At 38.1% G+C, this 22,794-nt stretch carries 22 protein-coding genes; 20 read left to right on the top strand and 2 right to left on the bottom strand.

Going from position 1 to position 22,794, the window contains the following annotated elements; translation table 11 throughout:
- The first annotated feature begins 172 nt into the window (after positions 1-172).
- From ES948_RS01350 to ES948_RS01380, 7 genes are all read left to right on the top strand, one after another.
- Entirely contained in the window at positions 173-679 is a 507-nt protein-coding gene (locus ES948_RS01350) for a hypothetical protein (protein WP_152183132.1), read from the top strand.
- A 58-nt stretch (positions 680-737) separates the two neighbouring features.
- Entirely contained in the window at positions 738-1,583 is an 846-nt protein-coding gene (locus ES948_RS01355) for a porin family protein (protein WP_152183133.1), read from the top strand.
- Between the two features lie 9 nt (positions 1,584-1,592).
- The gene (locus ES948_RS01360) at positions 1,593-2,231 is read left to right on the top strand and encodes a response regulator transcription factor (protein ID WP_152183134.1); all 639 of its coding nucleotides are present in this window, start codon (positions 1,593-1,595) and stop codon (positions 2,229-2,231) included.
- The gene (locus tag ES948_RS01365) at positions 2,218-3,267 is read left to right on the top strand and encodes a sensor histidine kinase (protein WP_152183135.1); all 1,050 of its coding nucleotides are present in this window, start codon (positions 2,218-2,220) and stop codon (positions 3,265-3,267) included. The genes ES948_RS01360 and ES948_RS01365 overlap by 14 nt, the downstream gene beginning before the upstream one ends.
- A gap of 36 nt (positions 3,268-3,303) precedes the next feature.
- Positions 3,304-4,971 carry a DNA primase gene (dnaG, locus tag ES948_RS01370; protein WP_152183136.1) on the top strand — a complete coding sequence of 556 codons (1,668 nt, stop codon included), beginning with the start codon at positions 3,304-3,306 and terminating at the stop codon, positions 4,969-4,971.
- A 15-nt stretch (positions 4,972-4,986) separates the two neighbouring features.
- Entirely contained in the window at positions 4,987-5,436 is a 450-nt protein-coding gene (locus ES948_RS01375) for a hypothetical protein (RefSeq protein WP_152183137.1), read from the top strand.
- A 119-nt stretch (positions 5,437-5,555) separates the two neighbouring features.
- Entirely contained in the window at positions 5,556-5,975 is a 420-nt protein-coding gene (locus ES948_RS01380) for a hypothetical protein (RefSeq protein WP_152183138.1), read from the top strand.
- Positions 5,976-5,978: 3 nt separating this feature from the next.
- On the opposite strand, the gene ES948_RS01385 is transcribed toward ES948_RS01380, so the two are convergent.
- Positions 5,979-6,197: a hypothetical protein gene (locus tag ES948_RS01385; RefSeq protein ID WP_152183139.1), complete on the bottom strand. Its 219-nt coding sequence runs from the start codon at positions 6,195-6,197 to the stop codon at positions 5,979-5,981.
- Positions 6,198-6,305: 108 nt separating this feature from the next.
- On the opposite strand from ES948_RS01385, the gene fliK reads away from it, so the two are divergent.
- The 9 genes from fliK (at position 6,306) to ES948_RS01430 (ending at position 17,018) form a co-directional block, all read left to right on the top strand.
- Complete coding sequence (gene fliK / locus ES948_RS01390) at positions 6,306-7,799, top strand: flagellar hook-length control protein FliK (protein WP_152183140.1); 1,494 nt, start codon at positions 6,306-6,308, stop codon at positions 7,797-7,799.
- 10 nt (positions 7,800-7,809) lie between these two features.
- Positions 7,810-8,478, top strand: a complete 669-nt coding sequence (locus ES948_RS01395) for a FlgD immunoglobulin-like domain containing protein (protein WP_152183141.1) — start codon at positions 7,810-7,812, stop codon at positions 8,476-8,478.
- A gap of 11 nt (positions 8,479-8,489) precedes the next feature.
- The gene (locus ES948_RS01400; protein ID WP_152183142.1) at positions 8,490-9,761 is read left to right on the top strand and encodes a flagellar hook protein FlgE; all 1,272 of its coding nucleotides are present in this window, start codon (positions 8,490-8,492) and stop codon (positions 9,759-9,761) included.
- 237 nt (positions 9,762-9,998) lie between these two features.
- Entirely contained in the window at positions 9,999-12,140 is a 2,142-nt protein-coding gene (gene flgE, locus ES948_RS01405) for a flagellar hook protein FlgE (RefSeq protein WP_152183143.1), read from the top strand.
- Between the two features lie 54 nt (positions 12,141-12,194).
- A complete protein-coding gene (purT, locus tag ES948_RS01410; RefSeq protein WP_152183144.1) occupies positions 12,195-13,358 on the top strand; it encodes a formate-dependent phosphoribosylglycinamide formyltransferase in 1,164 nt (387 codons plus the stop codon).
- 1 nt (position 13,359) lies between these two features.
- Positions 13,360-14,283 (top strand): D-2-hydroxyacid dehydrogenase, encoded by a 924-nt coding sequence (locus ES948_RS01415; protein WP_188109415.1) that lies wholly within the window; start codon positions 13,360-13,362, stop codon positions 14,281-14,283.
- A gap of 6 nt (positions 14,284-14,289) precedes the next feature.
- Complete coding sequence (locus ES948_RS01420) at positions 14,290-14,694, top strand: YqaA family protein (RefSeq protein ID WP_246153793.1); 405 nt, start codon at positions 14,290-14,292, stop codon at positions 14,692-14,694.
- 95 nt (positions 14,695-14,789) lie between these two features.
- On the top strand, positions 14,790-16,298 hold the full coding sequence (locus ES948_RS01425) for an FAD-dependent oxidoreductase (RefSeq protein ID WP_152183146.1): 1,509 nt from the start codon (positions 14,790-14,792) through the stop codon (positions 16,296-16,298).
- A gap of 3 nt (positions 16,299-16,301) precedes the next feature.
- Complete coding sequence (locus tag ES948_RS01430; RefSeq protein ID WP_152183147.1) at positions 16,302-17,018, top strand: succinate dehydrogenase/fumarate reductase iron-sulfur subunit; 717 nt, start codon at positions 16,302-16,304, stop codon at positions 17,016-17,018.
- Between the two features lie 5 nt (positions 17,019-17,023).
- Here ES948_RS01430 and ES948_RS01435 read toward each other — a convergent pair whose 3' ends face one another.
- Entirely contained in the window at positions 17,024-18,739 is a 1,716-nt protein-coding gene (locus ES948_RS01435) for a nitrite/sulfite reductase (protein WP_152183148.1), read from the bottom strand.
- A gap of 119 nt (positions 18,740-18,858) precedes the next feature.
- Between ES948_RS01435 and ES948_RS01440 the strand changes: the two genes are divergently transcribed.
- Genes ES948_RS01440 through ES948_RS01455 form a run of 4 tightly spaced genes read left to right on the top strand, consistent with a single transcriptional unit; the run spans position 18,859 to position 22,757 of the window.
- On the top strand, positions 18,859-19,356 hold the full coding sequence (locus ES948_RS01440) for a YajQ family cyclic di-GMP-binding protein (RefSeq protein WP_152183149.1): 498 nt from the start codon (positions 18,859-18,861) through the stop codon (positions 19,354-19,356).
- A gap of 11 nt (positions 19,357-19,367) precedes the next feature.
- A complete protein-coding gene (locus ES948_RS01445) occupies positions 19,368-20,003 on the top strand; it encodes a DNA-binding protein (protein WP_152183150.1) in 636 nt (211 codons plus the stop codon).
- A gap of 5 nt (positions 20,004-20,008) precedes the next feature.
- Positions 20,009-21,325 carry an NAD-binding protein gene (locus ES948_RS01450; protein ID WP_152183151.1) on the top strand — a complete coding sequence of 439 codons (1,317 nt, stop codon included), beginning with the start codon at positions 20,009-20,011 and terminating at the stop codon, positions 21,323-21,325.
- Positions 21,315-22,757 carry a TrkH family potassium uptake protein gene (locus ES948_RS01455; protein WP_152183152.1) on the top strand — a complete coding sequence of 481 codons (1,443 nt, stop codon included), beginning with the start codon at positions 21,315-21,317 and terminating at the stop codon, positions 22,755-22,757. Before ES948_RS01450 ends, ES948_RS01455 begins: the two co-directional genes overlap by 11 nt.
- Positions 22,758-22,794: the final 37 nt, after the last annotated feature.

Consider the following 22,794-nt stretch of genomic DNA (forward strand, 5'->3'; position numbering starts at 1 on the left):
AAATATTGTAAAAAGAATCCACATGATTGTAATATAACCCTGAAGAGACTTAAAGCAAAAGAAAAAAGAGATGCTTCTTTTTAAAGTACTAACATTCCGCTAACTTTTTTATGTGACAATACCAACATCAAACAAGGGTTTGAAATAAAATCTTAATTTAAAAGGATAGAAAATGAAACTTTCTAACATTGCACTTTCATTAGCATTAATCGGAACAATGAGTTTAGGTATGGCAGAAGATACTACTGCTTCAGTTGAGACTACAACAACTACAGAACCAACTGTAAGTGTTGATACACAAATCGCTGAGATTCAAGCAGCTCCTGCACAAGAGCGTGTAAGACTGATGAATCAGTTTAAACAAAGACTTGCAACTATGAATGAAGCAGACCGTGCAGCTGCAATTGAGCAGCTTCAAACAAGAATGCAAACGAGAACACAAACAAGAGCACAGGATGCAACTGCACAAAGTGAAGAGGCTACACAAGCTATGACACAAACACGTACACGTATGCAAACAAGAACGCAAGAACATGTTCAAGAGATGCAAATGCAAACAAATGAGCAAATGATGCAAATGCAAAATATGAATCAAAACAGAGCAGGTAACCAATTTATGAATGGTGGAGCGGCTGTTAGTGGCGGAGCAACTAGCCCTATGAATTTCCCAAATAGATAATAAATAGTGCTACAATAATAGCCATCAAATATGATGATGGCTATTTCTAGGAGAACATATGAAAAAAACTATACTTTTGACAATGATAACAGCGCTTTCAACAACACTTTTCGCGTATTCGGATGCCGATATGGATGGTGTGGCTGATGCAGTGGACAAATGTCCAAATACCCCTTTAACAGACTTAGTAGACATCAATGGATGTACAAAAAAAGTTCTTATTCCAAAATCAAACAAACACCATTTCGATATTATAGTTGGAGCTAACTATTCAGGTTCAAACTTTACCTCTTTAAATCAAACTGATACTATGTCAAGTTCTTTGCAGGTTGATTATTATTATGAAAATTTTTCTCTGCAGGCTTCTACTTCATACTATAAAACAGATGGAGATGGATATAGTGAAAATGGAATGAATGACTCTTTTGTCGGAGTTGCTTATAATATTAAGCCAAATAAAGATTTGTTAGTACGCGTAGGTATTGGTGCAATACTGCCCACTTATGATACGGGACTCAATAACAATAATACAGATTATACAGGTTCCCTTAATGTGAGTTATACGCTTGGAAGGGTTAATATTTTCGGTGGCTATATTCATACAATGATAAATGATGATGACACAACTACCATAGTTAATGGAACAACTGTCAATTATAGTTATCAAAATACAGACGCTTTAAGTATAGGTGCAGGATATTACTTTACAGACAAACTCTATATGAGTGCATCTTACAATAGTGCAGACAGTATCTATAAAAATGTAGAAGATGTAGATACAGTTTCTCTTTATGGGTACAGAAGTATAGATAAAAACTGGTTCTTAACTTTTTTCTATGCCTATGGACTAAGTGACAGTGCAAGTGATCATGCAGCTTCTATAAAGCTTGGTTATTATTTCTAAGAGTTAGCAATGCAAAAACAGATACTTCTACTTGAAGATGATTATGAGTTGGCAGAGACACTACAAGAACTTTTAGTGTCAAATGGTTATGGTGTTGATATGGTTCATACCGGAAATGATGCCATGGATGCCTCTTATGATAACAAGTATGATCTGTATGTTTTTGACATTAATGTTCCTAATCTCTCAGGAATAGAGCTTTTAGAAAGCCTACGTGAGGCTAATGATACAACGCCTACAATCTTTATCAGTGCTTTGATAGATTTAAACACCATTGCAAAAGGTTTTGAAGTCGGTGCTGATGACTACATAAAAAAACCTTTTTTCCCAGAAGAGCTTCTTATCCGTGTAAAGGCAAAACTCTCTCAAACAAACAAAGATATAGAGTATAAAAATCTTCGTTATAAACCGGATAAAAAAGAGCTCTTCATTGATGGAAAAATTGTTTCGCTTGGAGAAGTACAAGAGTGCCTGTGTGAGATCTTTATGAATAACATCGGGAATGTTTTAGATAAGTCCATTTTGATGGATTGTCTGGTACATCCTTCTGATACGGCACTTCGAGTTGCACTCAACAAGTTCAAACATATAACAAATTTACCGATAAAAAATGTTCGGGGTGTGGGGTATATTCTTGAAAAAAGTTGAGAAAGAGTCTCTTCTTAAGAGTTTTTTACTCTTTTTCATCTCGCAATCATTGCTTGTGGGCGCACTCTTTGTTATCAACTACCAAAAAGAGCTCCAAACCCTGGATGAACAGATATTTTCCAAGATGCGAATCTGCTCTTTTGATCTGCGCTGTACAGAGTTCGGTATAGATTTTGTTCCAAAAAAAAGTCAAGAACTCTATAAGCTCTATAAAAAGAACAACGAACTCAGCTCCTACTTTACACTGCCTGGTTCCCAAAAAAATTATTTGAAAATTTACTTGCAAAAGAGTGCATATGATAAACAAGTTGCAAACTTGCGTAAAAGTTTTGTTGTGGAGTTCTTGTTAGTGCTTGCTGTTATTGCGTTGCTCTCTTTTGTGTTTTCTGTTTACACACTCTCTCCACTTCGAAATGCGCTGCATCTCACAGAAGAGTTTATAAAAGATATCTTGCATGATTTTAATACACCACTCTCCACTCTGCGTCTCAATACCTCAATGTTGGTAGAAGAGTTGGGAGAAAATACCAAGATAAAAAGAGTACAAAATGCTGTACAAAATATCTTAAACCTACAGTCAAATCTACGAGCCTATCTCCATGCTCATGAAAGTCAGAAAGAGTCTTTTGATTTGAGTGAGTTTATACAAGAGAGGGTAGAACTGCTTGAGTTCAACTATAAAGATGTGAAATTTATGAGTGAAGTACCACAGATTCGTGTTGAGACAAATAGAGATGCGCTGAGTCGCATAGTTGACAATCTTCTCTCAAATGCTGGCAAATATAACATACAAGATGGAAAAGTATACATTCGCTTTGAGAATGAACAATTGATAATTAAAGATACAGGAAAAGGGATTAAAAATCCAAAAAGGGTCTTTGAACGTTTTTATAAAGAGCAGGAGCGTGGCATTGGTATAGGTCTGCATATCGTAAAAAAACTGTGTGATGAGTTGGGGATTACTATTGCCTTAGAGAGTGAACTAGGCCGTGGAAGTCTGCTGAGGCTCAATTTGCATAATATTTTAAAAAGATAACCGTTTTTTAACAACCATTATCTTATAATCCTACTTATGATTTCACAAGACTCCATAGAAGCCCTCAAGGCACGACTTGATATTGTTGATGTTGTTGGCTCTTATATTGAGTTGAAAAAAGCAGGTGGAAACTTTAAGGCTCCTTGCCCTTTTCATGATGAAAAGTCCCCCTCTTTTGTAGTCAGTCCGCAAAAGCAGATATTTCACTGTTTTGGATGTGGAGCGGGTGGTGATGCTGTTAAGTTTGTGATGGAGTATGAGAAACTTAACTACCCTGAAGCACTTGAAAAACTTGCAGCTACCTATAACTTCACACTGACATATACTGATAACAAACATAACAAACCACGTACAAAAGTTATAGAAAAACTCAATGAATGGTACCAGTCTCTGCTCTCACGTAACCAGACTGCGATGAGTTATTTGCGTGAGCGTGGGATTTATGAGAGTAGTATAGAGAAGTTTGGTATAGGCTACGCGCCGGCTTCTCATGAGACACTTAACTTCATAAAAGCTCAGCAATTTCCTATAAAAGAAGCAATTGATGTAGGTGTAGTTGGATATGAACCCTCACGCAATCAAACCTATGCTCGTTTTATCGAACGTATTACTTTTCCAATTTACTCTGCAAATGGTACGGTTGTCGGTTTTGGTGGACGTACGATAACAGGGCATCAGGCCAAGTATGTCAATTCTCCCGAGACGCCTCTTTTTAATAAGTCACGACTTTTGTATGCATATAACTTGGCAAAACAAGCACTTTATAAAAGGCAGGAGATTATCATTACAGAGGGATATCTTGATGTGATTATGCTGCATCAGGCCGGTTTTGACAATGCAGTTGCAACTCTTGGGACTGCTCTCACGCAAGAGCACCTGCCACTGCTTCGCAAAGGCACGCCTCGTGTTATTATGGCTTATGATGGAGATAAGGCAGGACGTGCTGCTGCACTCAAAGCTTCGAAACTACTTTCTGCTTCTGGTTTTAACGGTGGAGTAGTTGTTTTTGATGGTGGACTTGACCCTGCTGATATGGTAAAAGAGGGACGAGTTGAAGAGCTGAGCAATATGTTCCGAAATGCCAAGCCTTTTATTGAGTTTGTTATTGATGAGATACTCTCTTTGTTTAATCTGCGTGATCCCAAAGCAAAAGAAGCCTGTATGCAAGAGGGTGTGGCATATTTAAAAACACTCTCCCCGATTTTACAAGAGGAGTATAAAACTTACCTTGCTTCACGTCTTGGTGGATTGGGTGTTTCACCATCGCTTATTCGGCTCAATACAAATCAAAGAGATATGCAAAATGCACCTTTAGTGCAAAACAACAGACACAGAGATATGTGGGAGCTCTCCCTCATTAAAACTGTGTTGGAACATCCTCAGTTTATCGATCATATCTTAGATGTTATCGACCCTTCACTACTGCAGTTTCATGCAAGAGAGTTCTCTTTGGCACTTGCTGGGAAAAAAGATGCACCGGAGTTAATGGAGATTTTAATAGATGAGGCAATAACTGCTCTTAAAGATGAGGATGCTCTTAATGCGGAACTGATTACTTTTTTGATGAAATATTATGAGCGAGAGCTGAAAAAAATAAATTTTGCTACAAACATCTCTTTTGAGGAAAAAGCCTTTTATATTCGAAAATACCGAGATAAGATAGGCAAATTAAAACGTGGCGAATTAGTAGGTTTTAATGATTAAGATGAAAGCAAAAAAATGAGTTATTTGATACATTTTCACCTCCTGGCAGCAATTGCTTGGATAGGAGGCTCGATATTTATGTTTGTTTTGGGTGTTACGCTGACAGATAAACAAAAACAGCGTGAGGTTTATCCTCATGTGGGACCAATCTTTGGGTATTTTGAGCTTGTCTCACTTTTTATTTTGTTAGTAAGTGGTACTTTGATGATTCAGAGTGATGGCTTGTGGGATCTGCTTTGGAACAATGATACAAGCAGAGTCACGGAGCTCTTAAAGATGAAACTCTGGTTGGTGTTCTCTTTGATAATTGCAACAGTTCTTCACTTTTATGTTGCGTATCGGACAAATAACAAAAAGCGGACCAAATTACAAAATCTTCTCTCACGTGGATCATCACTCTTTATCTTTTTTGTTAATTTGTTTGTATTGCATTATGCAATTATGATTCGTAGTATAATGGCTTAAGGGCACCTCTAAAAAGTTACAGCTTTCTTAGCACTGCTTTGTTTGGTTTGGGAAATCTTATATAATTTTATAGATTTTTTGTTATACTGAGATCAATGCAATTTTTAAAAGGTTGATTTATGGCAGGTATTCATTTCTCTTTTGACAACTTTGAGCAGCTTCTGCATTTAAATATAGGTATTTCAGACAGACTTGATGAAAATCGGGCTGAAAGTTTTACTCTCTTGTATTGTGATTTTTCTGGAATTGATGAAGAGATAATCAAAACCTCTCTGGAGTCAACGCTCCGTACATCAGATTCTATCGTTAATTTAGAGGGAGATTATTTTTTTGTACTGCCATATACAGACAAATATGGTGCAGAGATAGTGAAGAAGATGTTTGACGAGTTCTTTGCAAAATACCTTAATGCCTTTTTACTTTCTTACCCTGCTGACGGAGAGACACCAAAAGAGTTAATGGAAGGAATGCAGGACAGTGTAAGTACATTTTTCAAAAGAGACCTGCATTGTCTGGACAGATTTACGCGAGACTATTAAAACTTAAAACTTTTTCGTATCAAACTTATAATATTTTGATTTCTTATAAAAAGAGATAGCTTCAGCTATCTTCTGCTCTTTATATATCTTCTTATCACATACCCATCGACATTTTATCTTCTCATTTTCCATAGCTGCACGATTCTCCACTGAGAGTTTTGTTTCATAAATCTTTTCACAAAACAATAGTGATGGCAAGAGTAAGAAGAGTACTTTTTTCATAAACAACATATCGGTATTATAGACGAATTATTTATCAAATGGAACGATTTATGCTATTTCTTTTATAAAAACTGCCAATTTTTTGGAGTAAATGTAAAGGAGCAGAGCATGATAGCATTCGATCTCACGCAAGAAACACTCGCTTCTGCAACAGGAATCATTGTTGAGCCAAAAGGTGAGAAAAGTGAGGGGAGTCTCTCTTTTTCTGCTCTTTTGAAAGGTATTAAAGAGAGTGATGAACTTGTACAAAATGGAGCACTTGTTTTATCTCTGAATGACGAAGAAGACAAACTGCCACTCAAAGGTTCCAAAGGTGATGTTCTGCTTTCACTTTTAGAAAAAGGCAGTAATATTGAAGATTTAGAACTTTTGGAAATAAATCCTGAGGTAAAATCATCGCTCTCATCGCAAGATCTCAAACAGCTGATAAAAGATGCAAAAGCATATCTCAAAGATCAAATTCTCTCTTCAGAAGGCTTTAAACGAGCAGAGATTGATATGCTGCCAAAAACATTAAAGGGTTTGGCTCAAGTTGCAAAAAAACTGGGTATTGATGTATCAAAAATTACTCTGGATGAAGTACGTTCATCAGTGAAAAACAGTACGTCTGCAATGCTTGATACAGATAATGAAGTAGTTGATTTAGATACAATTAAAAAAGAGACACGTTCGAGTAAACAAGAGAGTTATAATATAGATGCTGATGTTGCAATTGATATAAAAGCAAAAAACAGTAAAAAAACTGCGCAAAACAGAATAAATGCAGAGAATGATAATGCAAGAACAGAGGAGCAGTTAAAGTCAGAGCAAAAAAATGCCTTAAAAGATGTGAACTCACCACTACTGTTTAAAGTACAAAAGCGTACAACAATCTCTACAGAACAGATTGTCCATGCCAAAGCAGTAAACAGTAATCCAACTGAGGTGCAAACACCAAAAAAACGTGCAGATGATACACTCAAACAGCTATTACAGGGTGAAAAAGTTGCAAAAAAAGAGGGATCTGTTTTAACGAGTGATTTTTCACGCAACAGTGCCAAAGTCATTGCCCCTAGTGCTAAAAGTGAAGTGCAAAAATCTTTAGAGGCACTTTTAAAACCAGAAACAGTAAATGATGATGAGAAAGCTGCTTCAAAAGTTGATGGGTTGAATGTTGCTAAAGCAGACAGTTTTGAGCTCAAGCTTAATGAAGCAAAGCAGATGATAAAGTATCTCTCATCTGATGTTAAACAGGCGATAGAAAATTATAAAGCTCCATTTACAAGAGTAAAAGTACAGTTAAATCCGCAGCAACTTGGCGAGATAGAGGTAACTGTGGTCCAACGTGGAAAAAATATTCATGTCAATCTCTCTTCAAACAACGCTGCCATCAATACTTTGGCCATGAATGCAAATGATTTGAAAATGCAGTTACAAAACAATGGAATAAATAATGCTTCCTTAAACTTTAGTAATAACTCCCAAGGGCAAGATCAGGCTGCATCACAGCAGCAACAACAAAATAGAGAACATGCTCAAAATGAGTACAACTATTTTGAAAATGAAGAGACAAATGAAGAAGTTTTAAGCTCTTTAGAAATTGTAGTTCCACACTACGCATAAAGGATAAATTATGGCAATTAATGCAGTAGGATTAGACCAAGCCGTGTATGGTGATTATGCAACTTCAGCAGATGTTGTAGCAGATAAAACAAGTTTAAGTAATGATGATTTTATGACACTGCTTTTAGTTGAGTTGCAATATCAAGACCCAACTGAACCAACAGATACAGAACAGATCTTGACGCAAACTTCACAGCTTGCATCTTTAGAAGCGACAGATAAAACAAACCAGGCTCTAGAAGATTTAGCGGCTTCGTTGTCTGCGTCTAATGACTTTTCAACAATTTCAGCCATTGGAAAAACAGCTGATCTTGGAAGTAATGCTATATCGATTGATGAGGGTAGCAGCTCAACATTTGAGATGTTTTTTCCTTCTGATGTAACACAAGGAAATGTTGAGATTACTGATGTCAATGGAAATATTATCAAAACTATTGAAGTAGGTACAAATCCATCTGGCGTTTACCAATTCACGTGGGATGGAACAGACAATACAGATGCGAAAGTAGAAGGTGGTATATACTACGCAAGCGCATCATATACCGATGCGAATAATGTTGCACAAACAACAAGAGTAGGTACATACCCTATTGAATCAGTTCGTTTTGACAGTGGAACAACACTTTTGAAACTTGGTTCCTCTTATGTTCCTTTAGAGAATATTACAGAGATTTATTAAGGAGTTTTGCTATGATGACACAAGCTTTTTATACGGGTATATCAGGTTTAAAGGTATACTCTAACGGTATTGATGTCGTCTCAGACAATCTTGCAAATATCTCTACACCGGGCTTTCGTGCTTACAATGCTGAATACTCAGCACTTTTTGAAGATAGTTTGGCAAGTGCATCAAGTAATCTTTTTCAGAGTAACAGTGTGGGAGTCGGTGTACAGATGCAAACGACTTCTATGTCTCTAGATCAAGGTTCTTTAACACTTTCAGACAGAAGTACAGATTTGGCTATTATGGGAGATGGCTGGTTTGGTATTCAGCAAGATGGAGCACCGCTTTATACACGAGCAGGTGATTTTACTTTTGATGCAAATGATGATCTGGTCACAAATGATGGTTACTATGTTCTTGGAACAATGGGCGGTAATATCAGTGCAGACAATATCCTAACCCAAACTCTTGCAGAAGTTCCACTTGGTGATATTAATGCTCAAGAGAAACTCCGTTTTCCAAAAACACTTACATATCCACCTGAACCTACAACAGAAGCGAAATTTATAGCTAATCTTGGCGTTGGAAAAGAAGGATATGAAGTCATTACGGTAGGTGCGAGTGTTATTGATAGGCAAAATGAACGCAATGAGTTAAAGTTGACATTTACTCGTTCTGCTGTGCAAACACCTCCTGGAACACAGTGGGACGTTGTTGCAACTGTAAAATCACTAGATGGACAGACAACATATGATACACAGACAGGTCAGGTTGCTTTTGATGAGAGTGGTGCGCTTGTTTCTTCAAGCCTAACAACTATCGATAACAATGGAACACCAGTAGCAATTGACTTGGGAAGTGGCTATGATGGTATTGTCTCTATTGATATTCCTGTAGTATCGGGTTCAAGTGTAGCCGATGGAACGATTGGTGGAGATCTGCGAGGTTACTCTATCAATAAAAATGGGGAAGTTATTGCTACATTTACCAATGGTCGACAGAGCAGCGTTGGTAGAATTGCAGTGTTTCATTTTCAAAATGACCAGGGTCTTGAACGAATTACCGGGACACGTTTTGCAGAGAGTTCAAACAGTGGCCAAGCACTCTTTTTTAAAGATGCAACAGGACAAAATATCATCGGTACTGAGATTACAAACTTTAAATTAGAAGGTTCAAATGTTGAGATGAGTGCAGGACTTACTGAGCTTATCATCTTACAACGTGCTTATGATGCCAACTCAAAATCTGTAACAACGGCAGATGAGATGATTCAAAAAGCTCTCAATATGGATGCTTAACCCAAATTATGCAATAAGAAATTAAAAACTTTAACCATCATTGCACATAATGCACATTCATTAAAAATTTACACCACCAATAGGGTGGCTTAAAATTTTCACTAAACATCCCTTATGCACAAGCATAGTCAAATTTTAGAAATCTCTATTGTATAATTTAGGTTAAAACTGGAACAGTTTATGCTTTAATTCTTTACTAATTATCTGCTTAACACGAGCAGAGGTAAAGGATTTCTTATGTTAAAATCACTTTTTTCCGGTGTTTCCGGACTACAGTCTCATCAAGTTGCGATGGATGTAGAATCAAATAACATTGCAAATGTAAATACGATAGGTTTTAAATACTCACGTGCAAATTTTTCTGATCTTTTAGCACAGACTAAAGCGATAGCTACTGCACCTCAAGGTCAGCTTGGCGGTAAAAACCCTGTTCAAGTTGGGCTTGGTTCAACGGTTTCTTCAATGACCCGTATCTTCTCTCAAGGTTCCGTTCAAAATTCCGATAAAAATACAGATATGGCTATTCAGGGTGATGGTTTCTTTATTATCTCTCCAGATGGTGGGAATACATATAAATATACACGTGCAGGGGATTTTAAATTTGATGCAGGTGGAAACTTCGTTGATAACAACGGCTTTATTGCTCAGGGTTGGCTGCGTGATCCGGTGACTGGAAAGGTTGATTCAACAGCTCCAATTACAGATATCAATATTCCACCAGGACTGACAACACCAGCATCTCCAACAACTGAAGTTGTGCTTAAAGCAAACTTGAACTCTGGTGCATTGGTTGAAAGTTTTTCACCAGCATACCAAGTTCCAAGTGGACCACCACCAGCAGCACCAACACCACCAGCACTTGATGAAAATGGAAATCCGATAGAGTCTGGTGATGTAGGTGTGATGTTCAATGAAGTTGGGGAAGCTTTTGCTTTACAAAAAGATCAAGGAATCTGGGCTTCATTTATAAATACAACACTCAATGGAACGGTAGCAGTTGCGGGTGGTGCCGGAGAGTTAGATGTTACATTTACTTTGGATGACGGTACAACACAACAGATTACAACATCTGGTGGTGCGGCAGGAAATACTGCAGCAGATAATGCAAATAGATATGTAGCTGCGATTAATGCACAAAGTGCGATTACTGGTGTTTCAGCAAGTGTTCGTGTAACAGCAGGGCCAAATTACTATATTGATCTTGTCAATACAAACTCGAATGCAGCAGCATCACATAATATCCGTTTTACAGATAACAATGGTAACAGTGGAGTGCCAACATCTACAGTAACAACAGCATACAGATATCAATATGATCCAAATGCAGCAGTAACAGCAGCAGGCTCTGATAAAAAATTTACAACACTGGCAGACCTTCGTTATGCAATGGAGCAAGAAGCACAGGCAGTTGATGCAGATGGAGATGGTGTCACTCCAGAGAGTAATATTCAAATCAGTATCAATGAGCAGGGAAAATTCGAGATTATTAACCCGGGTGGTGCCGATGATGATTATGATATTGCACTAAATATTACAGGATTAACAGCAGCAGGTGTGACAGAAAATACACGCTTTACAAGAAATATGCAGGCACTGAATTCTGTTTTACCAGCAGGTACTACAGGAAAAGCATTTTCACAAAGTTTTAATGCAGCTACACATTCAAGCTCCATTGATATTTATGATTCACTTGGTTCGAAACATACACTGAGAATGGAGTTCAGAAAAGTTGCAGTTGATACTTCAACAGGAAGTACATGGAATATGAAAATCTCTGTTCCTGCTCCTGCAACGATTGATACAGTAGCACCAACAAATGAAAAGACAGGTTCCGTTAGATTTAACAATGATGGTTCACTTGCAACATATAATCCGCCAAATATCTCTTTTTCAGGGAATAACGGCTCAGCACCAGACCAGCAGGTAAGCCTCTCTTTTGGTACGGCAAATAAATTTGATGGTATGACATCATTTGATAGTCGCTCAGCGACTTCCGGAATATCTCAAGATGGTTACACAGGTGGTGATCTGGTTGGTATTAGAATCGATCAGTCTGGTACTTTGGTTGGATCATTTTCAAATGGTCGTTCATTTGGTCTAGCACAAATCGCTATGGCAAAATTTACAAATAATGAAGGACTCTCAACGGAGGGTGGCAATGTGTACAATCAAACTGCCAACTCTGGGGATCCTATCATCGGTACAGCTGCAACTGCAGGACGTGGATTTATTCAGTCTGCGGCGTTAGAGGCATCAAATGTTGACCTCTCACGTGCACTTACGCAGCTTATTATCATTCAGCGTGGTTTCCAGGCAAATGGTAAAACGATTACAACATCTGACCAACTTTTACAGACACTCATTGGATTAAAACAGTAAATTTAATCCTATTTTGATATAATTCCTACAATAAAAACGTAAGGAATTATATCCATGAGATTTGCAGCTCCTCTTAAATCAAACTCCAAAAAAATCATGTTACTCGGCTCTGGTGAGCTAGGAAAAGAAGTTATTATCGAAGCACAGCGACTTGGTCTTGAGACTATTGCTGTAGACAAGTATGAAAATGCTCCTGCACATCAAGTAGCACACAGAAGTCATGTTGTCGATATGCAAAACAAAGATGCTCTTTTAGAAGTCATCTACCGTGAAAAGCCTGATTATATTCTCCCGGAGATTGAGGCTATCAGCATTGATGCTCTTTTTGAAGCAGAAGACAAGGGCTACAATGTTATCCCAAATGCTAACGCTGTTAGTAAAACGATGAATAGAAAAAACATTCGTACTTTTGCAGCGGAGACATTGGGACTAAAAACGGGTCCTTATAAGTTTGTCACAACAAAAGAGGGACTGCTGGAGGCTGCGCGTGAGCTTGGTTTTCCATGTGTGATTAAACCTGTTATGAGCTCTTCTGGGCATGGGCAATCAGTAGCTCGTAGTGAAGATGATATTGACGCTTCATGGGAAGAGGCAAAAGAGGCACGTGGGGATGCAAGCGAGCTTATCGTTGAAGCATTTGTTGATTTTGATTATGAGATTACAATGCTTACGGCTCGTAATGGTAAAGAGACGGTTTTCTGTGAGCCGATAGGACATGAACAGCGTGATGGAGACTATGTATTTTCATGGCAACCGATGCAGATGAGTGAAGTAGCAAAACAAAAATCTCAAGAGATTGCAAAGGCTATTACGGATGGTCTTGGTGGACAGGGGCTTTTTGGTGTTGAACTATTTATCAAAGGAGATGAAGTTTATTTCTCAGAAGTAAGCCCTCGTCCACATGATACTGGGATGGTGACACTTATCACGCAGTCACAAAGTGAGTTTGCATTGCATTTAAGAGCTGTCCTTGGTCTTCCTTTAGGCTTTACGTTTTATGGTGATGGTGCATCGGCTGCATTTAAATCAGAGGCACATAACTATGCACCGGTAGTGGATGTTGATGATTCTCTCTTTAGTGAGAACTCATATGTTCGAGTCTTTGGAAAACCAGAGGCACATAAAGGTCGCCGTTTAGCAGTTGCTCTTGTATTTGACAAGGTAGAAGCAGCGTTAGAGAAAGCACGTGAGCTTATTACAAAAGTAAAAGATTCTTAAAGTGAAGATTGTTCTTTTAGATGCCATAACATTTGGTGGTACAGATTTAAGCTGTTTTGAGAGCTTTGGTGAGGTCTATACTTTTGCTTCTACAGAGCCTTCTTTAACAGAAGTACGTATCAAAGATATGGATGTGGTCGTCACGAACAAGGTCGTTATTACAAAAGAGCATATGCAAAATACTCCTTCACTGAAACTCATTTGTGTGGCAGCTACAGGAATGAACAATGTTGATTTGGAGGCTGCCAAAGAGCTTGGGATTGAGGTGAAAAATGTAGCTGGATACTCAACAGATTCAGTAGTACAGCATACTTTCTCAATGCTTTTTTATCTAATAGGGCACTCACGCTATTATGATGAGGTAGTCAAATCCAAAGAGTACTCGCGCAGTGGAGTTTTTACTGATGTTAGTCATCCTTTTTATGAAGTCAAAGGCAAAACCTGGGGTATTATAGGCCTTGGTGCTATCGGGCGTGAGGTTGCTCGTATAGCCCGTGCTTTTGGTGCCAATGTCATCTATTACTCAACAAGTGGACGTAACAGTTCCGATGAGTTTGAGCAGGTGGTACTGCACAGACTTTTAGAGAGCAGTGATATTATCTCTATTCATGCACCGCTCAATGAGAAGACAAAAAATCTTCTCAATTATGATAAATTGCAACATTTAAAAGAGGGTGCTGTTGTACTTAATCTTGGTCGTGGCGGTATTATTGATGAGAAGGCGGTAGCTGAGTTAGTTGATGAGCGTGAGCTTTATTTTGGTCTGGATGTCTTTGAAAAAGAGCCACTGCCGCAAGAGAGTCCACTTTTGGCTGTGAAAAATCCTGATCGACTCTATCTTACACCACACATTGCATGGACGAGTATTGAGGCGCGTGAGAAACTTATTGCCTCAGTCTGTCAAAATATACAAGAGAGTCTGTAGCCTTTTATGGCAGAATTGGCTCTCTTTTTCTCTGCATTTGTAGCAGCAACAATCCTACCTTTTTCTTCTGAAGTAGCTTTTATGACAGCACTTAAAAGTGGAATGCCTCTCTCTCACGCAATGCTTGCAGCATCAAGTGGTAATATTTTAGCCATTGTTTTTAACTACTATCTGGGGTATTTTCTCTATGAGAAGACAAAACGCAAACTTTTTGGCTCTAAAATTGGCAAACGTGCTTTTCTTTGGGGACATAAGTATGGCTATATTACTCTTTTTGCTTCCTGGCTTCCCATCATTGGTGATCCATTAACAATAGTTGCTGGACTTGTTAGGCTAAAGTTTGTTTGGTTTGTTATAATAGCAGGGCTTTTAAGAATAGGGAGATATTATCTTCTGGCAACATTTTTATAAGATAACTTTTAGAGGACAAATTCTCCTTGGCTCACGAGCCTCCAAAAGTCATCTCATAAAAATGTAAAAAGATAAAAAGCGTTAGGAGCGTGGAGATGAAAACAGACGTACTGATAATCGGTGCAGGTGGTGCAGGGCTTACAGCTGCGATAGCGGCAAAAGAAGAGGACGTGGATGTTGTAGTACTTACTAAAGAGTATCCAACTCGAAGTCAGACCTGTATGGCACAGGGTGGCATTAATGCAGCACTTGGAAATGTTGAAGAAGACAGCATAGAGGCACATATTCAAAATACTTTAAAATCTGCTCATGGACTAGCTAACGAGGAGACGGTGCGGTATATGTGTTCTGAAGCACCGGCAACGGTTGCATGGCTTGATAGTATTGGTGTCTGTTTTTCTCGCAGTGAGGATGCAAAAATCGCACAAAGACGACTTGGTGGTGCATCAGCAGCTAGGTCCTGTTATGCACAGGACTATACAGGTCTAAAAATTTTGCATACACTCTATGACAAAGCACTCTCTTTAGATATTGAGATAAAAAATGAGAAGATACTTTTAGAGCTTTTGAAAGATGAGAATGACATGGTGTGTGGTGCCTTGATGCTTGATCTTCGAAGCGGGCAAAAAGAGCGCTATTTTGCAAAGTCAGTCATCTTGGCAACAGGTGGATACTCACGCATCTATGGTAAAAACTCTACAAACTCAACAAAAGCAACGGGTGATGGCATAGCTGTTGCAAAACGAGCGGGAGCAAAACTACTACATATGGAGTTTGTACAGTTTCATCCAACAGGACTCAAAAACTCTTCTATTCTTATCAGTGAATCAGCTCGAGGGGAAGGTGGCTATATTCTCAACTCTAAAGGTGAGCGTTTTACTAATGAGTTAGCACCGCGTGATGAAGTGAGTCGTGCAATTGATGCGGAGATAAAAAAGGGCGAAGAGATCTTTTTGGATATTCGCCATCTTGGAGAGCAGTTCATTGATGAGGGTTTGCCGCAAGAGAGAAAACTCGCAAAACTGTATGAAAATGTAGATCCTGTATATGATCTCATTCCCATTAAACCTGTTGCTCACTATACTATGGGTGGTATAGAGGTTGATAACAATTCACAAACAAATTTAGAAGGACTTTTTGCCTGTGGTGAGTGTTCTAACCACAGAGTCCACGGAGCAAATCGATTGGGAGGAAATTCACTTCTAGAGATTGCTGTTTTTGGAAAAGAGGCTGGAAAAAATGCTGCAAAAAGAGCAAAGACAATGGAGTCTCACGTGGCAGCTTCACCAAAAGATGATTTTTTAGAACAGGAGTTTACTAAAGAGATAGATTTTTATGTTCTACGCCAGATGATGGGCGACCTGCTTTATAACAAAGTAGGAATTGTTAGACGTGAGAGTGAGTTGCGTGAGGCAGAGGCGTTTATAGAAGAGACAAAGAAAAAACTGCCACTAATGGGTGCAAAAGACAACTCACTAAGATATAATACAGATCTTGCAGAATTTTTGGAATTTCGAAATATGTTAGATGTGGCAGAAGTTGTCATCAAATCAGCACTCTCACGCAAAGAGAGTGTCGGTGCACATACGATGGAGCAGGAGTAGAGTATGAAGATAAGCATAAAAAGAGAGTTTGACTTTATCGAGTATGATGTAGATATGCAAGATGTAACACTGCTTGAGATGTTAAATCACATTAAAAGTGAAGTAGACAGTTCCCTTGCTTACAGCAGTGGTTGTCGCAGTAGTGTTTGTGGTTCCTGCGGGGTTCGTGTCAATGAAAAAGAGGTTTTGGCATGTTCTTACAAAGTACAAGAGGGTGACAAGATAGAACCACTTAAAAATGTTCCTGTTATTCGTGACTTGGTTGTGAGTCTAGACAAAGCTTACGAGACAAATGCACGAGCCAAAGCATGGATAAGTGAGTATAACTCCCAAGCCAAGCAGACACATGAAGATGAGAAGATAAATGAAACACAGAGTGATTGTATCTTATGTGCTTCGTGCTATTCAGCTTGTCCTGTCTATGCAGTCAATGAAGAGTTTTTAGGACCGTTTGCACTGACACGTGTCTGGAAGGTTGTAAGTGACAAGCGTGAGGCAGAGCTTAAAGAAAAAATCGATACTATTCAGACAAATGGTGTCTGGGATTGTACTTTATGTAATGAGTGTACAGTTGTTTGTCCACAGGGAATATCAAGTAAAGCCGATATTGAAAAACTTCGAGCAAAATCTTCACAGTATGGTTATATGGATCCAAACTTCGGAAGTTTTGGCGGAGGATTTGATAGCGGTTTTGGTTTTGATGGAACTCCTAGTTTCTAGGAGCTCTATCGAAAGTTCGTTCTCTCTATAGGTGGTTTGTAGTGGGGATCTTTTCCTGCTACTGTCCATAACTCTTTTGCAAGATGACTTACTGTTTTTTTCATATCATCTTCCACTAACTCAAAATCACTAAAGTTCTCACGCAGAAGATTTAATTCTTCCTCTTGTGGGAGTATCTCTTTTTGTTTTTGTAGTGTGAGTGCTGTATTATTTTTAAGATTATAGAGGTGCCAGAGTGCGAGAAAATCTTCTGAATATCTGTTTAGGATATGGTGTGCATAGAGTTGAAAGTTTTGGTAACCGCTTTGCTCAAATAGACTAATAACAAGTGTTATCGTCTCTTTGAGATGCACATAGGGTACCATTGAAAAGAGTTGTCTTGCCACGCTTTGTCCGTTATCATGTTCCGCACCGATAAAGACACGTGCTCCACCATCGGTATCTCCAAAGTTGTTTGTTTTAAGACCAATGAGTCCTATGTCGGTATGACGATGTCTTCCACACCCTTTTGCACAGCCAGAAAAACCGATTTTGATACGGTTAGTATAGATTTTCTCCAATGGAAGGTAGTCGTGTGCCTCATCTTTGATGCTCCAAACAGCATAAGGACAGAGGTTGCCGGCACAGGCAACGATAGTTGAACTGAGTGCCGGTGAGTTGAAAGGGACTTCTTTGTTTTGTAATCCTAAGATGTAGATATTCTGGTCAATACCTACTCGAATTTCACCATCTATTTGCGTTACAAAGTCACTGATGTCACGCATCTCTTTTGGACTTAGGCGTCCAAAATCACTTTGATAACAAAAAGCAAAAGTCCCATCAGGTAGCTCTTCAAACTCTTCAAAGTCCACATGTTCAAGCTGTAATTCCCCTGCACTAACAAATTTTTTGTTATAAACAGACTCGATGAGCTCTTTGAGTTTTTCAAGCCCTATCTCTTCGATCATATAGAAAAGGCGTGTTTTTGAACGGGAAAATCGTGAGCCGTGCGTGTAAAACGTCTCTACAAATGCTTTGAAAAAGTCCAGTACTTCATCCTCACGCAAGAAGATATTGGCATCCTGAGCAATTTCAGTATTTTTCCCACCCATATAAACATTAAATCCATAGTCACCATCTTTAAAGGCTAGTGCAAAGTAGAGATCATTTGCAAAAAAGGAGTTTACATTTGCGGAGTTTCCAGAGATGCCGATACTTACACGACGAGGAAGCATTCCGACATATTTTGGATTTTGAATGATGTAATCATTCATTGCTTTAATGATTGGATGTACTTCAATATGCCCGTATCTGCTGACACCGTCATAGACATCGGTGACAATATTTCTGATGTTGTCACCAAAACTCTGCCATGTCGTAAGGCCGTTATCGTTGAGTTTGTGCCAAATCTCTGCTACATCATCAGCATAGACATCATGGAGTTGAAAGCCTGCACGGGCTGTAATAACCAAAGTAAGATCATACTCTTCAATCAAGTCCGCTAAAAATTTAAAAGCATTTGTACTGAAATGACCACCATTACCATTACGAAGTCGGATGGTAAACTCATCTTCCAGGAAGTCGATATTAAAGATACCGAAGTCTTGAAGATAGTATCTGTCTCCCTCCCCAAGTGACTCAAAATCAATAGTCTCAAACTCATTGACGTAATAGTCATACGGTTTTAGTCGTGCTTTGTACTGCTCACGTTTGTTTAACTTTTTCTCTAAATCTTCAGACATAAAAACTCCATAATAATTGCGATAATACTAACAAAAAAATCCTGAAAATTCTTGATATAGGTCAAGATTTTTTTCCACTAACAAACTGTGCTATAATTAAAACAAAAAAAAGGTTCGTTATGGCAAAAGAGCATTCATTTGATATCAGCGCAAAAATAGATATGCAGCTTTTTAAAAATGCAATCAATTTGGTTGAGAGAGAAATCTCTAACCGTTATGATTTTAAAGGGACAACATACGAGATTACTTACAAAGAGAAAGAGAATATTTTAGTGTTAGTGGCATCTTCTGATAACAAACTTGATGCGATTAAAGACATTGTCATCACAAAACTTTTAAAACAGGGCCTCTCTTCTAAAGTACTTGATGAGTTGCGTGTTGAAGATGCAAGCGGGGGAACACGAAAAGCGACCTTTAAAGTGGTGGATTATATAGAGTCCAAAGAGGCTAAAAAAATAGTAGCGGACATTAAAAAGATGAAGTTAAAAGTCAATGCCCAGATAGAGGGAGATCATATCCGTGTCAAAGGTGCAAAACTCGATGACTTGCAAAAAGTGATGAAGATGGTGCGTGAGGGTGACTGGGAAGCACCTATTGTTTTTGAAAATATGAGATAAAAGGCAAACAGATGAAAAAGATGAGTGTAGCAGAGGCAGCTGAGTTTTTTGGTGTATCCAAAGAGGCGGTACATAATCGTATAAGACGTGGTTCCTTGCAGAGTGTGATGGAAAATGATGTCAAAATGGTCTTTGTTGATGAGACAAAAACTATAAAAAAACCAGTTGCAAAAAGAGCAACAAAAAGTGCTTCTAATGATGAGCGTTACTATAAACTGCTTGAAGCACAAAATGCAAAACTTCAGGAACGGGTAGAGGTACTTGAAAATGAGACAAGAACGCTGCGTGACCAAAAAGAGCAGATGCTTATTGAAGAGCGTAAAAAAATAGAACGTATTTATAAAGAAAAAGATGAACAACTTAAAAATATTCTCCAAACAATATCTTCGAAATTTATGCTTGGTGCTCCGTTAGAGGAAAATGAGGAGACCTTTGAAGCTGAGATGGTAGAAATCGAAGAAGAGATAGAGAGTAATGTGATTTCTCTAAAAAAATATCTAAAAAAATCTGGTTTATCAGAGAAAAAGATGAAAAAAATCAAAAAAAGATTTAAAGAAAATGCAGATAGTGATGAAAGAGTCATAAAAATAGGTTCAAAATACTATCTTGACACTGCCAAATATGATTATAGTGATTTAGTGAAGTAAAGTAAATGAATATTATTATTGCCGGAGCTGGGAAAGTTGGCTTTAATCTGGCGAAAACACTTAGTATTGGTCATAATGTAACCATTATAGATAAAAATTCAGAAGCACTGCACCGTATTCAAGAGAGTCTTGATATCATGCCGCATGGTGGAGATGTGGAAGATGCAAAAACATATGAGAGTTTTACAGATAAGAACATAGATCTTTTCATTGCTGTAACAAACCTGGACAATGTCAATCTTATCTCTGTTTTGGTTGCCGATACGGTTCTTAATATAAAGCGAAAATTTGTTCGTCTGCAAAAAGAGTTTTTTGATGGAAGCAAGATAAAAAACAGACTTGATATTGACAGACTTATTTTTCCCATCGCTCTGGCTTCCCAAGCGATAGCATCGCTGTTGGAATATCCAAAAGCAAATAATGTAAAATTCTTTAAATATACGGAACATAAACTTATATCAGTTATGGTCTCTGCTCATTTTATACCAAAAGTGTTTGATTTGCAGCAGTATAAAATAGTAGGTATTGAGAGAAAAAAAGAGTTTTTTATTCCCCAAGAAGAGCGCATTGAGATTCTTCCAAATGATCTGGTCTATTTTTTTGGTCCAGAGGATGTTATACGACCGTTGTGTAGTCAGCTGGAACTGGATGCAAAGAACAATATTCAGCGATGTGTCGTTTTTGGAGGAGAGGAGCTTGGTATTGCAATTTCACAGGAGTTACTGGAGAGTGGACGGGATGTTAAACTTGTTGAAAAAGATTTAGAGCTTTGTGAGAAAGCTGATGAGATACTCAAAGGAAAAGCTTCTATTATAAACTCAAAATACTCTTCGCATGATATTTTTGAGCAAGAGGCTCTGGAGAGTGCCGATATCTTTGTTGCTGCAACCAATAACGACGAGTATAACATCATCAAATGTCTTGAAGCAAAAGAGAGTGGTATAAAAAAAGTCGTGGCCATTAACAATGAGATGGAGTACTATAATCTGATGCATTCGCTTGGTATCATAGTCGTACGTGGACCGAAGATAAGCGCCTATAATGAGATAATGGAGGAGATAAGCTCTACAGGTGTTGTCATTCAAAAAAGTTTTTGTGGTGCAAAAGCTGTTGTTTTAATGCGAAAGATTTTTGCCGACTCAAAACTTTTAGGCAAACGGATAAAACCACTCTCGACGAAAAGTTCAAGACTCTTTTTCATAAGAGATGAAAAAGTATTTCATTTTGATGAGAAGATTGTTTTACAGGAAAATGATTTGATAGTAGTTTTTTCTCCAAGTAAAGAGAGCCCGAAAGTAAAACAGTGGATTTATGAACTATAAAAATATATTTAAGATTTTATCATTAATCGGTATAACTGTTTCTGTTATCTTTTTGCTTGATATTGCTGTTGGAGTGATTTATAAAGAGCATTTTGAGAAGTTCTTACTCTATGATGGACTCTTTTTTGTTATAAATCTGTTTGTTTGGCTTTTATTGAAAAACCATGAACTTAATCTCAAAATAAAAGAGAGCATCTTGGTGGTAAACCTGCTCTGGATACTTTTGGGAGTTGCCGGAGCGATTCCTCTTGTACTCTATACGGATGTATCGCTGGCTTCTGCATTTTTTGAAGCTGTAAGTGGATTTACAACGACAGGTGCTACGGTTTTTAATGACATCGAGTCTCTGTCTCATATAATCTTGTTTCATCGAAGTTTGATGCACTGGCTTGGCGGGCTTGGTGTGATTGTCTTAGGTGTTGGACTGCTCTCTGTGATAAATCCGACAGGAAGTCTCTCCCTTTTTAAAGCAGAGTCAACAGGTGTGCAGCTTGAGAAACTAACACCAAAGATTAAAGATACGGCACTCAGCCTTTGGGTGGTCTATTTTGTTTTGACTATAACAGATATGCTACTTTTAAAGTTTTTTGGAATGGATTGGTTTGATGCGATTAACCATGCTTTTTCAACTATTTCAACAGGTGGGTTTTCAACAAAGAACAGCTCTCTAGGATATTTTACAGATGATGGAATTGTCTGGGTGACAACAGTTTTTATGATGCTATCGGGTATCAACTTTTTAGCGCATTTAAAGATGTATCACAAAGATCTTTCCGGCTATAGAAGTGAAGAGGTGCGATGGTATTTTCTCATTTTTCTGGCTTTGAGTTTGGCATTAACAGTTGTTCATATTGACATTAGTAGAGACACATTTTATGATGCGCTCAAACACTCCAGTTTTACTATTGCCTCTGTTATAACAACAACGGGTTTTGCTACGATTGATTATGGTTCATGGTCCCATCTAGCTATTGCTATCATCTTTATAGGCCTTTTGATGGGTGGTAATGCAGGCTCAACGGCAGGGGGTATCAAAATTATTCGCCATGTGATTATCTTTAAAACACTCTCATCAGAGATGAAACGTATCCTACACCCAAATACCATCATCTCTGTTTTTGTTGATGGTGTAAAACAAAAAGAGCGCATACTTTCATCTACTTTTGGTTTTTTTACACTCTTTATGATGACTGTGGCGATTGTAACTATCTACATTTATGCACGAGGATATGATGCAATGAGTGCAATCTCAGGTGCTTTTGCTCTGGTTGGTAATGTTGGACCTGGTTTTTCTCTTGTCGGCCCATCAGATAACTTTGCATTTTTTAGTGATTTTGACAAACTTTTTTTCTCCTTTGCAATGATCGTTGGAAGACTGGAGTGCTATACTGTTTTTGTGCTACTCAGTAGTGCTTTTTGGAAAAAATTTTAAAACTCTTAAAATAAGTAGAGATAATTTCTACTATTTG

The sequence above is a fragment of the Sulfurimonas indica genome (assembly GCF_009192995.1).
Taxonomy (GTDB): domain Bacteria; phylum Campylobacterota; class Campylobacteria; order Campylobacterales; family Sulfurimonadaceae; genus Sulfurimonas; species Sulfurimonas indica.

Bases quoted from the DNA above. Each gene is read 5' to 3' on its own strand.
- ES948_RS01420 (WP_246153793.1), top strand. From the start codon at position 14,290: ATGGCAGAATTGGCTCTCTTTTTCTCTGCATTTGTAGCAGCAACAATC.
- ES948_RS01455 (WP_152183152.1), top strand. From the start codon at position 21,315: ATGAACTATAAAAATATATTTAAGATTTTATCATTAATCGGTATAACT.
- ES948_RS01360 (WP_152183134.1), top strand. From the start codon at position 1,593: ATGCAAAAACAGATACTTCTACTTGAAGATGATTATGAGTTGGCAGAG.
- dnaG (WP_152183136.1), top strand. From the start codon at position 3,304: ATGATTTCACAAGACTCCATAGAAGCCCTCAAGGCACGACTTGATATT.
- ES948_RS01450 (WP_152183151.1), top strand. From the start codon at position 20,009: ATGAATATTATTATTGCCGGAGCTGGGAAAGTTGGCTTTAATCTGGCG.
- ES948_RS01430 (WP_152183147.1), top strand. From the start codon at position 16,302: ATGAAGATAAGCATAAAAAGAGAGTTTGACTTTATCGAGTATGATGTA.
- ES948_RS01440 (WP_152183149.1), top strand. From the start codon at position 18,859: ATGGCAAAAGAGCATTCATTTGATATCAGCGCAAAAATAGATATGCAG.
- ES948_RS01425 (WP_152183146.1), top strand. From the start codon at position 14,790: ATGAAAACAGACGTACTGATAATCGGTGCAGGTGGTGCAGGGCTTACA.
- ES948_RS01380 (WP_152183138.1), top strand. From the start codon at position 5,556: ATGGCAGGTATTCATTTCTCTTTTGACAACTTTGAGCAGCTTCTGCAT.
- ES948_RS01350 (WP_152183132.1), top strand. From the start codon at position 173: ATGAAACTTTCTAACATTGCACTTTCATTAGCATTAATCGGAACAATG.
- ES948_RS01435 (WP_152183148.1), bottom strand. From the start codon at position 18,739: ATGTCTGAAGATTTAGAGAAAAAGTTAAACAAACGTGAGCAGTACAAA.
- flgE (WP_152183143.1), top strand. From the start codon at position 9,999: ATGTTAAAATCACTTTTTTCCGGTGTTTCCGGACTACAGTCTCATCAA.
- ES948_RS01385 (WP_152183139.1), bottom strand. From the start codon at position 6,197: ATGAAAAAAGTACTCTTCTTACTCTTGCCATCACTATTGTTTTGTGAA.
- ES948_RS01375 (WP_152183137.1), top strand. From the start codon at position 4,987: ATGAGTTATTTGATACATTTTCACCTCCTGGCAGCAATTGCTTGGATA.
- ES948_RS01445 (WP_152183150.1), top strand. From the start codon at position 19,368: ATGAAAAAGATGAGTGTAGCAGAGGCAGCTGAGTTTTTTGGTGTATCC.
- ES948_RS01400 (WP_152183142.1), top strand. From the start codon at position 8,490: ATGATGACACAAGCTTTTTATACGGGTATATCAGGTTTAAAGGTATAC.
- ES948_RS01395 (WP_152183141.1), top strand. From the start codon at position 7,810: ATGGCAATTAATGCAGTAGGATTAGACCAAGCCGTGTATGGTGATTAT.
- ES948_RS01355 (WP_152183133.1), top strand. From the start codon at position 738: ATGAAAAAAACTATACTTTTGACAATGATAACAGCGCTTTCAACAACA.
- purT (WP_152183144.1), top strand. From the start codon at position 12,195: ATGAGATTTGCAGCTCCTCTTAAATCAAACTCCAAAAAAATCATGTTA.
- fliK (WP_152183140.1), top strand. From the start codon at position 6,306: ATGATAGCATTCGATCTCACGCAAGAAACACTCGCTTCTGCAACAGGA.